This window comes from Sphingobium sp., assembly GCA_023266575.1.
GTDB lineage: Bacteria > Pseudomonadota > Alphaproteobacteria > Sphingomonadales > Sphingomonadaceae > Sphingobium.
In genome coordinates this window covers 1-13485 of the sequence record JAHFPV010000004.1, presented here as the reverse complement: position 1 = coordinate 13485, position 13485 = coordinate 1, and the positions used below count along the sequence as shown (strand labels likewise).

The 13485-nt window shown below is 65.4% G+C and carries 9 protein-coding genes; 6 read left to right on the top strand and 3 right to left on the bottom strand.

Features of this window, described 5'->3' with window-relative positions:
- The first annotated feature begins 90 nt into the window (after positions 1 to 90).
- Both Q0D44_RS06090 and Q0D44_RS06085 read left to right on the top strand, forming a co-directional pair.
- The gene (locus Q0D44_RS06090) at positions 91 to 1431 is read left to right on the top strand and encodes an MFS transporter (RefSeq protein ID WP_294134026.1); all 1341 of its coding nucleotides are present in this window, start codon (positions 91 to 93) and stop codon (positions 1429 to 1431) included.
- Entirely contained in the window at positions 1431 to 3257 is a 1827-nt protein-coding gene (locus Q0D44_RS06085; protein ID WP_294134024.1) for a hypothetical protein, read from the top strand. The genes Q0D44_RS06090 and Q0D44_RS06085 overlap by 1 nt, the downstream gene beginning before the upstream one ends.
- On the opposite strand, the gene Q0D44_RS06080 is transcribed toward Q0D44_RS06085, so the two are convergent.
- Genes Q0D44_RS06080 through kdgD form a run of 3 tightly spaced genes read right to left on the bottom strand, consistent with a single transcriptional unit; the run spans position 3254 to position 6658 of the window.
- A complete protein-coding gene (locus Q0D44_RS06080; RefSeq protein WP_294134015.1) occupies positions 3254 to 4804 on the bottom strand; it encodes a carboxylesterase/lipase family protein in 1551 nt (516 codons plus the stop codon). The two genes, Q0D44_RS06085 and Q0D44_RS06080, sit on opposite strands and share 4 nt — an antisense overlap.
- Positions 4801 to 5691 carry a LysR family transcriptional regulator gene (locus tag Q0D44_RS06075; RefSeq protein ID WP_119746485.1) on the bottom strand — a complete coding sequence of 297 codons (891 nt, stop codon included), beginning with the start codon at positions 5689 to 5691 and terminating at the stop codon, positions 4801 to 4803. The genes Q0D44_RS06080 and Q0D44_RS06075 overlap by 4 nt, the downstream gene beginning before the upstream one ends.
- A gap of 28 nt (positions 5692 to 5719) precedes the next feature.
- The gene (kdgD, locus tag Q0D44_RS06070; RefSeq protein WP_294134013.1) at positions 5720 to 6658 is read right to left on the bottom strand and encodes a 5-dehydro-4-deoxyglucarate dehydratase; all 939 of its coding nucleotides are present in this window, start codon (positions 6656 to 6658) and stop codon (positions 5720 to 5722) included.
- 263 nt (positions 6659 to 6921) lie between these two features.
- On the opposite strand from kdgD, the gene Q0D44_RS06065 reads away from it, so the two are divergent.
- Genes Q0D44_RS06065 through Q0D44_RS06050 form a run of 4 tightly spaced genes read left to right on the top strand, consistent with a single transcriptional unit; the run spans position 6922 to position 13069 of the window.
- Entirely contained in the window at positions 6922 to 7335 is a 414-nt protein-coding gene (locus Q0D44_RS06065) for a hypothetical protein (RefSeq protein WP_294134010.1), read from the top strand.
- Between the two features lie 58 nt (positions 7336 to 7393).
- Positions 7394 to 8662, top strand: a complete 1269-nt coding sequence (locus tag Q0D44_RS06060; RefSeq protein WP_294134007.1) for a TolC family protein — start codon at positions 7394 to 7396, stop codon at positions 8660 to 8662.
- A complete protein-coding gene (locus Q0D44_RS06055; protein ID WP_294134005.1) occupies positions 8662 to 9906 on the top strand; it encodes an efflux RND transporter periplasmic adaptor subunit in 1245 nt (414 codons plus the stop codon). The genes Q0D44_RS06060 and Q0D44_RS06055 overlap by 1 nt, the downstream gene beginning before the upstream one ends.
- Before the next feature lie 25 nt (positions 9907 to 9931).
- On the top strand, positions 9932 to 13069 hold the full coding sequence (locus Q0D44_RS06050) for a CusA/CzcA family heavy metal efflux RND transporter (protein WP_366009129.1): 3138 nt from the start codon (positions 9932 to 9934) through the stop codon (positions 13067 to 13069).
- Positions 13070 to 13485: the final 416 nt, after the last annotated feature.

Genomic DNA, 13485 nt, shown 5'->3' with positions numbered 1-13485 from the left:
CTTGGACCGGCCCGGCCTGTCCCGCTAGCTTCACGCCTTGCCATTTCGACCGTTCCGACAGATGGACGGCACCGTTGAGGAGAGCCATTCGTGATCCGTCCTGCCACCGCGAACGCCGTCGCTGCCGATCGTCCCAGCCATGTGCGCTATCGCATCATTGCGCTGATCTTCCTGATCACGTCGATCAACTATGCCGACCGCGCAACCTTCTCGATCGCGGGCAATGCGGCGTCGGGCGAACTGGGCATCTCGCCGGTGCAGACGGGTTTCATCCTTTCCGCCTTCGCCTGGGCCTATGTATTGGGGCAGATACCGGGCGGCGCACTGCTCGATCGCTTCGGCACGAAGCGCATTTATGCCGGGGCCATCGCGCTCTGGTCTATCTTTACCGCGATGCAGGGCACGGTCGGGCTGATCGCGGGCCTGCCGGTGGTGGCAACGCTTTTTGCCATGCGCTTCATGGTCGGCTTTGCGGAATCGCCGTCCTTTCCCGGCAACGCCCGTCTGGTCGCGGCCTGGTTTCCCGGCGCGGAGCGCGGCACGGCGTCGGCCATCTTCAACAGCGCGCAATATTTCTCGCTCGTCGCCTTCGCGCCGCTGATGGGCTGGCTGGTCCATAGTTTTGGCTGGCGTGCGGTATTCTGGGTCATGGGCGCACTGGGGCTGGCCGCGACCGCCCTTTTCCTGCGCTATATCCATAGCCCGGACCGGCATCCCTCGATCAACGCGGCGGAACTGGCGCATATCGAGGCGGGCGGCGGCCTCATCCATATGGAGGATGGCGCGGCGCAGGCGGCGCGCGCGCCGACCTTCACCTGGACCAATATCCGGCAATTGCTGGCCAACCGCATGATGCTGGGCATTTATCTTGGCCAATATTGCATCAATGTGCTGACCTATTTCTTCGTCACCTGGTTCCCCATCTATCTGGTCAAGGAACGCGGCCTCAACATCATGGAGGCGGGCTTTGCCGCTGCTGTCCCCGCACTGTGCGGCTTTGTCGGCGGGCTTGCGGGCGGTTATGGCTCCGACCTCATCCTGCGCCGTACCGGATCGCTCGATCTGGCGCGCAAGACGCCACTGGTTGCCGGGATGCTGCTTGCGACGCTCATCATCGCCTGCGTCTGGGCGGAATCGGAAACACTCGTCATCACCTTCATGGCGCTCGCCTTTTTCGGCAAGGGCGTCGCCTCGCTCGGCTGGGCGATCATGGCTGACGTCGCGCCCAAGCAGCTGGCCGGACTGTCAGGCGGGGTGTTCAACATGTTCGGCAATATCGCCGGGATCGTCACGCCGATCGTCGTCGGCTTCATCCTCGCGGCGACCGGCTCGTTCGATTGGGCGCTCATCTTCGTCGGTGCCCATTGCCTGCTCACTATCTTCGCCTTCCTGGTCGTTGTCGGCCCGATCCGCAGGCTGGAGCTGGCCTGATGCGGATAGGCCGTCGCGCTTTTGTAACCGGAGCCGCCGCGCTTGCCCTGCCTGCACAGGCCCGCACCCGCGATACGCTTGTCGCCAGCACGCCGATGTCCCCGCCGCGCTGGGCCGTGCTGCAACGCCAGTTGCTAGCCGCCAACGAAGCCGCCTGCGTCGATTTCTACGCCCACTATGTCGATCGGCGTGACCGGCTGCGCGTGTTCGAGCGTTGGGGTGCGAATGACGGCCCCGATGATGCCGCCGAAGCGACCAATGACTGGTTCCTGCTCCACGCGCTGGGCGGGGGTGATCGGATTCGCACATTGGCCGCCCAATTCTGGGAAGGCCATCTGCGCCAGTTCGCCGCCGCCCGCACCACCGACGTGCCGATCGCGCGGCAGGGCATGTACCACCGCGAATTTCCGGTTCAGATGGACTGGCAGCATAATGCGGAAGGGCTGACCAGCTTCAACGTCATGGGCCTGTCCATGCCCCGCGACGCCGGGCTGCGGGTGCGGACTGCGCGATACGCCGATTTCTATACCGGGCGCGATGCCACCGCGCCCAATTACGACCCCAAATTGCGGATGATGCGCAGCCTGATGAACGGCAGCCGCGGCCCGATGCTGCGCCCCGCCACCCCGCTCGACTGGGCAGGCGATCCGTTCGATCCCACACCCTTCCACATGGAACATGGCGAAACCACGTACCAGGAAACGCTCGACCATTATGCCGAATATGGCGATGTGGTCGGCGACAATCCGCTGAACCTGCAATCCACGACTTTGGGCCTCAACGCCTATGCGCTTGGGGGAGGGGAGCGGTTCCGCCGCTGGGCGCTCGACTATCTCGACGCCTGGGCGGAACGCGCCGCGCGCAACGGCGACATCCTGCCCAGCCATGTCCGCCCCGACGGCACGGTTGGCGATGACTGGTGGGCGGGCGTCTATGGCTGGGGCTTCTCCCCCCGTGTACCGCAGACGGGCGTGCGGGAGGATCGCAACCGTGTCCCCCGTTCGATCACCGCCTTCATGGGCGCGCTGCTGATGAGCGGCGACCAGCGCTATATCGACCTGTGGCGGCGACAGACGGCGCGGATCAACGCCGCAGCGCGCACTATAGACGGCGTGTCGCACGTGCCGACCATGTATGGCGCGGATGGCTGGTATGGGTGGAAGCCCGGTCCCTACCGCACCAACGGCTTTGAAATCTGGTATATGTCGCAGCGCGCCGAAGATCGCACGGCGGCTGGCGATCATCCGTGGATCGGTTTTCTAGAAGGGCGCGACCCAGCCTATGCCGAGCGCGCGATCGAGGCGGACCTCAAGCGCGTGGCCGAGCGCGTGACCTTGCGCGAAGGCGACACGACCACGCCGCACACCCGTCTGGCTGACTGGCCCATTGGCATCAACCCGGCCAGCGTCACCAGTCTTGTTCAACTCATGACTGGCGGCCTGCACATCGCCCGCCCGCCCTGGTCGAAAACGTCGCCGCCGCAGGGCGGCGTGCCGCTCCATTGCCGCCTACGCTATTTCGATCCCGCCGCGCGTCGCGCCGGGGTGCCGCTGCAGGTTGCCGCGCTGGTCCACAGCCTGTCCGACACGGCGACCGAGGTGACGCTGGTCAATCTCGACCCTAAAAGCGCGCGCAGCGTCATCGTGCAAGGCGGCGCCTATGGCGAACATCGCATCGACAGCGTGACGATCGAAGGCCGCACCGTTGCGGCTGGCGGGCGCGATGTGACCGTGCGGCTGGAGCCGGGCTGCGGCGTGCGCTTGCGTCTGGCGATGACGCGCTACGCGCTTCGCCCGACGCTCAGCTTCCCGTGGGACCGGGCCTAGCCACCCGGCTTGATATAGGGCGCGACCGCGAACAACAGCCGTTCCTCCCGGCGCGGATCATCCTCCACCCGCACGTCCCGGTCGAAGATCATCGTCGGCCGCTGCGTCAGTTCAAAATGCGGCCAGCGCGGCAATGCCCCGCCATTGGGATCGCCTGTCCGCGCCAGCGCGATGAAGGCGTCCGCCATCACCCCCGCCAGCCGCCGCGCTTCCGCGCTCACCCCGGTTCGCGCGCCCGGTGCATCGACATTGTCGAACACCAGCGGAATGTCGAGCGTATGGAACGCCCCCAATATCCCGCCCGCGTCGGGGCAGGGGAAATCGAGCTGATACATCCATGTCGGCGCGCCGATCCGCGCTCGCTCCTCCGCCTGGATCAGATGCCCCGGCCAGGATCGCCCTGCGGTGGAGGCGGCCAGCAATATCTGCCCCGGCGTCCGGTCGGGATAAAGCTGGCGATAGCGCGCGATGACATGATCGGGGGCGAGATCCTTGACCATCTGGCGCGCCAGCCGGTCGGGCAGATTGTCCCATGTCGTGTCGCCTGCCCGCAACGTCTTTTCGATCCACAGTGCGGTTTCGTCATGGGTATTGCCGATGATCAGCGGAATATGCGCTGCCTCGCGCGGGGCGTCCGGCACGAAGGGGTGCCGCGTCAGCACATGATGGTCCAGCGTGGAGGTGAAACTGATCTCGCCCTTGCCCTCCAGCGGATCGGTCATCCCCATCGCCTCGACCAGCTGGCCGATCGGCAGGCGGGCGAGCGCCGCCACGTCCGCCGCGCCAGCCTTCGCCATCCACGCCTTGGCGCGCGCGGTGGCATGGTTTGGCCCGGCGGCGGTGACATGCTGCCCGCTCATCGTCGCGGCGGTGTGAAACAGCGGGCGCGCCTCCGCCATCGCCATCAGCGTCACGACCTTCGCCCCGCCACCCGACTGGCCGAAGATCATCACCCGCCCCGGATCGCCGCCGAAGCCCGCTATATTGTCGCGCACCCATTGCAACGCCAATATGATGTCGAGATTGCCGACATTGCCCGATTCCCTGGGGCCGCCCAGCTGCGCCAGATATGCATAGCCCAGCGCCGCCAGCCGATGATTGAGCGTCACCACTACCACATCGCCGCGCCGCACCAGATTGCCGCCATCATAGAGCGGGTCGCTGCCCGACCCATGGGCGTGCGCCCCGCCGTGCAGATAGACCATGACCGGCCGCCGCCTCTTGTCGAGCGCAGGCGTCCAGACATTGAGGAACAGGCAGTCCTCCGACGTCGGCTCGGTGGCGTCGGTCTGTGGCGCAGCGGGACCGTAACGGGTGGCGTCGGCAATGCCCTGCCACGGTTCGGGCGGCAAAGCCCGCTGGAACCGGCGCGGGGCGGTATCGGCACCATAGCGGATGCCGCGAAACGCCAGCACATTCCGCTCGATCATGCCGCGCACCCGGCCATAGCGTGTCGTCGCAACGGGACTGGCGGGCGCACGCGCGGCGACGACCAGCGGCGCGGCGGCCAGCCCGCTGATCAGCGCGCGCCGGTCGATCCCGCTCATCCGGTCGCTTCGGCGCAGAGCTGCCGCATGGCGGGCAGCGCCGGATTGGCATTGTCCCGCCGCCAGGCCATGTGCAGTTCGACGGGCTTGTCGATCGGCGTCATCAAGCGACGAAACTGCACGTCCATCATATGCAGCCCGGTCGCGCTTTCCGGCACGATCGCCGCCGCGACCCCGGCATGGACCAGCCCCAGCATCGAATGAATCTGCGTCACATGCTGGACATAGAGGGGCGCGACCTGCGCCTCGTCGAACAGGCGCACCAGCATATTGTGGAAATAGCTCGCCCCCTGGCGGGAATACATGATCAGCGGCTGACCATCGAAATCGGCGGGTTCCAGCGCCGCCTTCGACTGGCGCGGGTCGCCGGGCGGCAGCGCGACGAACAGCGGTTCGTGCAGCACGCAACTCGTCTCGAATTCATGCCGGTCGATCGGCGGGCGGACGAAGCCGATGTCGATCAGGCCCGTGAGCAGCGCATCGACCTGCTCGGTCGACACCATCTCGCGCAGTTCCAGCTCGATATTGGGCAGCGCTGCGCGCGCCTGCGCCACGATGCGCGGCACGACATTATAGCCCGATACCGCAGTGAAGCCGAGCGCCACCCGCCCCGCATCCCCCTTCGCCACGCGCCGTGCGGACAGGGCCGCGCTGTCGGACAGGCGCACGATCCGTCGTGCCTCGATCAGGAACACGCTGCCCGCCGGGGTCAGGCTGACCTGCCGGCTGGTGCGTTCCAGCAATTGCACGTCCAATATCCGTTCGAGCAGCTGGATCTGCCGGCTGAGCGGCGATTGCGTCATGTTGAGGCGCTGCGCCGCGCGGCCGAAGTGGAGTTCTTCGGCGGCGGCGACGAAGCAGCGGAGCTGGCTGAGTTCAAACATCATCACAAGCTAGCCGCGCCTTTCGTTCAAGTCACGCAGCGGCGGACAATGCCCCCGGCGACACTGCCTCGATCAACACACGCAGTTCGGCTTCCTCGGCTGCCGACAGGTCGGTCAGCGGCGACCGCACCGGCCCGGCATCGCGCCCGATGATGCGCATCCCCGACTTGACGATCGACACGGCATAGCCCTGTCCCTTGTTGCGCAAGGCGATATAGGGCAGCACGAACCGGCGCAGCCCGTCCATGACATGGGCATGATCGCCCGCCCGCACCGCCTTGTAAAAGGCCAGCGCCCATTCCGGCATGAAGTTGAAGATCGCCGAAGAATAAGTGGTGACGCCCATGGTGAGGTAGGGCGTGGCGAAGGTTTCCGCCGTCGGCAGTCCACCAATATAGGTCAGCCGGTCGCCCATCCGCGCATAGATGCGCGTCATCAGCTCAATGTCGCCCACGCCGTCCTTGAAGCCCACCAGATTGGCGTTGCGCTCGCACAGGCGGGCGAGGGTTTCGTCGTTGATGACCGCATTGTCGCGATTATAGACGATGACGCCCAGACCGGTGGAGCGGCAGACGGTCTCGATATGATCAGCCAGCCCCTCCTGCTTGGCGTGCATCAGATAGGGGGGCAGCAGCAGCAGGCCATCCGCGCCCGCCTTCTCCGCGTCGCGGGCAATGCCGGTGGCGATGGCGGTGCCATAGCCGCAGCCGGAGATGACCGGCGTCTTGCCGCCGCCTTCCGCTACGGCTGCCGCGACGACCGTGGCAACTTCTGCCGGGGTGAGCGAGAAAAATTCGCCGGTGCCGCCTGCTGCGAACAGGCCGGTCAGTTCATGACCCAGCATCCAGGCGCAATGCTCGCGATAGGGGGCTTCCAAAAATGCGCCATCCGCATCGAAGTGGGTGACCGGAAAGGACAACAGCCCTTCGCCCAGATGCCGGGCCATGTCGGTGGGGCTGTAATGGCTCATATGCGCTGCTCTCCTCTCCACGGCGGGACATTCCACGCCCGTGCTTGGGGAGAGGAAATAGGCGCTTTCGGGGTCATGCGTCCAAACCAAAGACGCGCATGAACGATGCAGAAGCTGGCATGATCGGCCAATGCCGTTGCGGGCGGTGGTTTGCGCGCGTGCGGCAGAATATGCTGCTACCGTGCCGCGAAAGGCAATGTGCGATCGCGTATTACGATGCACAGATACTTGTGTCGTTACGTTCGCTTGGATAGGCTCTGCCGATGTCCGCGCTGCGCCCCTCCCCGTATTTTCGCCTGGGCGCATGGCTGTGCATTGCACTGCTGGCGCTGTTTGCGGGCATGAGCCTGTCGCGGATGATCGATGAGGTTCAGCACGCGCCCGGTATGACCCAAGGCCATGGGCATCTGCTGTTCAGCGCATTGTCCGTGGAAGAAGCCCACGACGCCGACCATGATGTGCGCGGCGGAAAGCAGGACGGCCAGCCCGATCGCCTGCCCGACAGCCATCACCATCATGCCGACAGCGGGTCAGGCGTCATCCTGCTCGGACAGGCCGTGCTTGCCATGCCATCATCGCGCTCTGCGCCGCCCATTATAGGGGCTGATCGGGTGGAGCCGGACTCCGTCTCGCAGGGGCCAGAGCGCCCACCCAGGCTGATCGCACTTCGCGTCTGAACCTGCGGCCGCCATGCGGCGCGGGTTGGTCCGTGTCGCATAGCGAAAGCCTGTTTTCATGTTTCCATCTGTTCGTCTGCGCGCTTTTCCGCGCCTGACCGTAGCGCTACTTGTCAGCACTCTCTTCCCCGCCCTGCCATTGGCGGCGCAGGGGCTGTCGCTCACCGATGCCCTGTCGCGCGTCGCGCAGGCCGATCCCGGCGTCGCCGTGACCGGTGCCCAGCGCGACGCGGCCACCGCCGCCATGCGTCAGGCTGAGGAGCGGCCGCAGGATGTCGTCACTGTCGATCTGGAGGATCTCGCCCGCACTGGTCCCTACACCCCCGTCGCCAGCACCCAGACTACCGCCTGGTATGAGCGGACATGGGAGCGGGGTGGGAAGCGGGAGGCGCGGGTCGGCGCGGCCCGGCTGAACCGCGACGTTACCGAACAACGCGGCCGCCTGCGCCAGCTCGACATATTGGCGCAGGCGCAGGCGGCGTGGGTGGAGGCGCTGGCCGCCGAAGCGGAAATTCCCGTCGCGCTGGAACGCCTGACGCTCGCCCAACGGCTGGAGCGCGAAGTCGCCCGGCGGGTCGGACGCGCGCTCGATCCCCTGTTCGCGCTGGAGCGCGCCCGCACCGCCGTGGCGCAGGCGCGCATCGCCCATGAACAGGCGATCGAAGCGGCCCGCATCGCACGCATGTCGCTCGCGGCATGGTGGGGCGCGGACGGCGATGTGCAGATCGACACCAGCAGCTTCTCCCGCCTTGCGCCCGACCCGGCAGCCGATGCCCAACCCATAGATGTGGCGCTGCTCGACGCAGAACGCGACGCAGCGGCAGCACGGGCGCGGCTGGCCGAAGCGAATAGTGCCACCGATCCGACCCTGCGCGCAGGGCTTCGCCATTATGGCCAGGGCAATGATGTCAGCATCGTGGTCGGCGGCTCTATCCCGCTTGGCGGTCGTCGCGCCCAGCGCGGCAATGTCGAGCAGGCCGAAGCCGAACGGCGCGTCGCCGAAGCCGAGATCTCGGTGCTGCGGGTGCAGGTCAAACGCGACATAGACCGGCTGCTCGCCCAGCGCGCAGCGATCGTCCGCGAAATCAACAAGATCGACAATGCGGTGCTGCCCAGTGCCGAGCGCGCGGTCATGTTGGTGCGCGATGGCTATAATCGCGGCGGCACCGCCTTCACCTTCCTGGAAGTGACGCAGGCGCAGGAAGCGATGATCGACGCCTATGATCGCCGCATCACCCTGCTCAAATCCTACCATCTCGACGGCGCACGGCTCGACCGACTGACCGGCCGCCACGCCCCCCTTCTTGCCAGCGCGGAGAATCGCTGATGTCCCCTTATCTCAAATTGGCAGCCCTGCTGTTCGTCCCCGCCCTGTTCGCCGGTTGCAGCGAAAACCCGCCCGCCGATGATCATGAGGAACATGGCGCGGCAGAGGCTGAGGAAGAACGCGGCCCCCATCGCGGCCGGATGCTGCGCGACGGCAATTTCGCGGTGGAAGTCACCATCTTTGAAGATGGCGTCGAACCCGAATTCCACATCTACGCCTATCGCGACGACAAACCGGTCGCCCCGCAACATGTCCAGCTCAGTGTCGACCTCATCCGGCTGGGCGGCAAGGTCGATCGTTTCGCCTTCATGCCCAAGGATGATTTTCTGCGCGGCGGTGGAGTGGTCAAGGAACCGCATAGTTTCGACGTGAAGGTCAAGGCGGTCGAGGGTGGCCGCACCCATAACTGGACCTATGCATCCTATGAAGGCCGCACCACCATCGCCGCCGACGCGGCGCGGGCAGGCGGGGTGCGATCCGAACGGGCAGGCCCAGCGTCGATCGCCGAACTGATCGACATGTCCGGCCGCATCGAAATCACGCCGGAGGGCAAAGCCGATGTGCGCGCGCGCCTGCCCGGCCAGATCCTGTCGATGACCGGCGAACTGGGGCAAGTGGTGCGGCGTGGCCAGACACTGCTGCGCGTCGAATCCAGCCATTCGCTCCAGACCTACACCGTCACCGCGCCGATCAGCGGTACGATCGTCGAAAAGAACGCTAATGTCGGCGACATGACCGGCGACCGCGCGCTGTTCGTGATCGCCGACCCGACCAAGCTGCACGCCGAATTTTTCGTCTATCCCCGCGACGCCGAACGGGTGCGGGTGGGGCAGAAGGTCGCGTTGCGCAGCCTGTCGGGCGCGGCTCGGCTGACCGGCGCGGTCGAGGCGATCCTGCCGACCGCCGACCTCGCCAGCCAGACGCTGCTCGCCCATGTCCATCTGCCCGAATCCGCAGCGGGACAATTCCGTCCCGGCATGGGGGTGGAAGGCGCCTTCGCGGTTGCCGAGACGCAGGCACCGCTGGCGGTGCGGACCAAGGCGATCCAGCGCTTCCGCGACTTTGATGTCGTCTATGCCAAGGTTGGCAACAGCTATGAGGTGCGGATGCTGGAACTCGGCCGCAAGACGCCCGAATGGACGGAGGTGCTGGGCGGACTGGAACCGGGCACCGAATATGTCACGGACGGCGCTTTCCTGATCCGCGCCGACATCGACAAGTCGGGAGCCAGCCATGACCATTGAGGCCATTGCCGACACGCGCCCCCCGCTGCTCGAACGCATCATCGCCGCCGCCATTCGCCTGCGCTGGGCGGTATTGGCCGCCGTGCTGCTGCTCTGCGCGCTGGGCATCTGGAGCTTCCAGCGCCTGCCGATCGACGCCACGCCTGACATCACCAATGTTCAGGTGCAGATCAACAGCGAGGCGGTGGGTTTCTCCCCGCTGGAGGCGGAGCAGCGCGTCACCTTCCCGGTGGAAACCGCGATCGCGGGGCTGCCGGGGCTGGACTATACCCGCTCCATCTCCCGCTACGGCCTGTCGCAGGTCACCGCCGTGTTCGCCGACGGCACCGACATTTATTTTGCGCGCCAGCTGATCAACGAACGGTTGCAGATCGCGCGATCGCAATTGCCGCCCGGCGTCGAACCGGAAATGGGACCGATCGCCACCGGGCTTGGCGAAATCTTCATGTACACGCTGGAGGCGAAACCCGGCGCGCGCAAGGCCGACGGCACGCCTTATAATGCCGAGGACCTGCGCACCTTGCAGGACTGGGTGATCCGCCCGCAACTGCGCAACACGCCCGGCGTTACCGAAGTCAACAGCATCGGCGGCTATGAACGGCAATATCATGTCACGCCCTTGCCGGACAGGATGGCGGCCTATGGGCTGGCGCTGGACGATGTGGTCGATGCGCTGGGCCGCAACAATGCTAATGTCGGCGCAGGCTATGTCGAACGCTATGGCGAGCAATATCTCGTCCGGGTGCCGGGGCAGGCGGGAGGCGTCGATGATCTGAAATCCATCATTGTCACCAATCGCGGCGGCGTACCGATCCGCATCAATGACGTCGCCGATGTCGGCATGGGTCAGGAATTGCGCACCGGCGCGGCGACCGAAAATGGGCAGGAGGTGGTGCTGGGCACCGTCGTCATGCTGGCGGGTGAAAACAGCCGGATCGTCGCCCGCGCGGCGGCGGAACGGCTGGAGCAGGCCGCCAAGGCACTGCCATCCGGGGTCGAAGCCGTCGCCATCTACGATCGCACCGATCTGGTCGAACGGGCGATCTGGACGGTCGAGAAGAATCTGCTCGAAGGCGCGTTGCTCGTCATTGTCGTGCTGTTCCTGCTGCTCGGCAATGTCCGCGCCGCGCTCATCACCGCCGCCGTCATCCCCATCGCCATGTTGATGACCATCACCGGCATGGTACAGGCGGGCGTATCGGGCAATCTCATGAGCCTTGGTGCGCTCGATTTCGGCCTGATCGTCGACGGCGCGGTCATCATCGTGGAAAACTGCCTGCGCCGCTATGGCGAGGCGCAGCATGGTTTGGGTCGCTTGCTGGATCGCGATGAACGCTTTGCCCTCGCGGCTTCAGCCACGTCGGAGGTGATCCGCCCGTCGCTGTTTGGCGTCCTCATCATCGCGTTGGTCTATGTGCCGATCTTCGCGCTGACCGGGGTGGAGGGCAAGATGTTCCACCCCATGGCGATCACGGTCGTCATGGCGTTGACCGCCGCGCTTATCCTCTCGCTGACCTTCGTCCCCGCCGCCATCGCCCTGTTCGTCACCGGCAAGGTCGAGGAGAAGGAAAGCCGCCTGATGCTCTGGGCGCGGCAGGTCTATGAACCGGCGCTGGAAAAGGCGCTGCGATTGCGCAAGGCCATTGTCGCACTCGCTGTCGGCCTGGTGCTGGTCGCAGGCTTTTCCGCGAGCCGAATGGGGTCCGAATTCGTCCCCAATCTGGACGAGGGCGACATTGCCATGCACGCCCTGCGCATCCCCGGCACCAGCCTGACCCAGGCGATCGGAATGCAGAAAACGGTCGAAGCCCGGCTCAAACGCTTTCCCGAAGTCGAGCGCGTCGTCGCCAAGATCGGCACGGCCGAAGTTGCCACCGACCCGATGCCGCCTTCGGTCGCCGACACGTTCGTCATGCTCAAGGACCGCAAGGACTGGCCCGACCAGCGCAAGCCCCGCACCCAGCTGGTCGCCGAAATGCAGGAAGCGGTCGAACAGATACCGGGCAATAATTATGAATTCACCCAGCCGATCCAGATGCGTTTCAACGAACTGCTGTCGGGCGTCCGCGCCGATGTGGCGATCAAGATATTCGGCGACGATCTCGACGAGTTGCTCCGCATCGGTCAGTCGGTCGAGGAGGTGGTTGGCGGCATAGACGGTGCAGCCGATGTCGGCGTCGAGCAGGTGACCGGTCTCCCGGTCCTGCAAATCACGCCGGACCGCGCTGCGCTGGCGCGCCTGGGCCTGAATGTCGGCGACGTGCAGAATGTCGTCGCCATCTCGATAGGCGGCAAGGAAGCGGGCGAGCTGTTCGAGGGCGACCGCCGCTTCCCGGTAATCGTTCGCCTGCCGGAGGATATCCGTAGCAAGGTGGACGAGATTGGCCGCCTGCGCATCCCGCTGCCGATGAATGGCGCAGGCCCACGCGGTTTCGTGCCAGTGCAGGACGTCGCCAGGGTAGAGGTGATCATCGGTCCCAACCAGATCAGCCGCGAAGATGGCAAGCGCCGTGTCGTGGTGACCGCGAACGTGCGAGGTCGCGACCTTGGCAGTTTCGTGCAGGAACTGCGCGAGAAGGTGGACCGGGACGTCGAGCCACCGGCGGGTTACTGGATCAGCTATGGCGGCACGTTCGAGCAGCTGATCTCCGCCGCCGAGCGTCTGCGGCTGGTGGTCCCGGCAGCGCTGTTGCTGATCTTTGGCCTGCTCTACGGCCTGTTCCGCTCGGTCAAGGACGCCACCATCGTCTTTTCCGGCGTGCCGCTGGCGCTGACTGGAGGAGTCGCGGCGTTGCTGCTGCGGGATTTGCCGTTGTCCATTTCGGCGGGGATCGGCTTCATCGCCTTGTCCGGCGTCGCGGTGCTGAACGGGGTGGTGATGCTCAGCTTCATCCGCACGCTGCTGACAGAGGGACGACCGCTGGAGGACGCGATCCGCGAAGGCGCGTTAACCCGGCTGCGACCCGTGCTGATGACCGCGCTGGTGGCGAGTCTGGGCTTCGTGCCGATGGCGTTCAACGTCGGAGCGGGCGCTGAAGTGCAACGGCCGCTGGCGACGGTGGTGATCGGCGGAATCGTCTCTTCGACATTGCTGACATTGCTGGTGCTGCCCGCCCTTTACCGGCTGATGCATGGGCGACGCCGGGAAAGGATGCAGCCTTGAAGCCCCAGTTTTCGGGGCTTCTGCACCGATTTCCATCAAAAAAAGTCATTGGTGTGAAAAACCCTGTTGACCGAATCTGTGGTGTTACCTAGAGGGCTGTTCACCGGACGGGGCGCTGCCAGCAGGTAGCGCTTTGAATGGTCGCCAACATATGTGGATGAGCAGTCCTCCGAGACGCAAGGATCGGGGTGGGCTGGTTGTCCGCTTCTTGAGTTGGTGGTTCTTTGACATTGTTAGTCAGATGAAGGGACATGTGGGCGGCGGCTCCGGTCTGCGGCGGCTTTCAGGCGTCGTGCGATCGGTTAAATTTAGGCCGTTCCTATATGTCTCAATATATATCCACTAGTTTATATATTGTGCAGGAATGGCTCCTGGAAATGAGCGGTTTCTGTTGGGCTTATTCCGCCTGGCAGGGA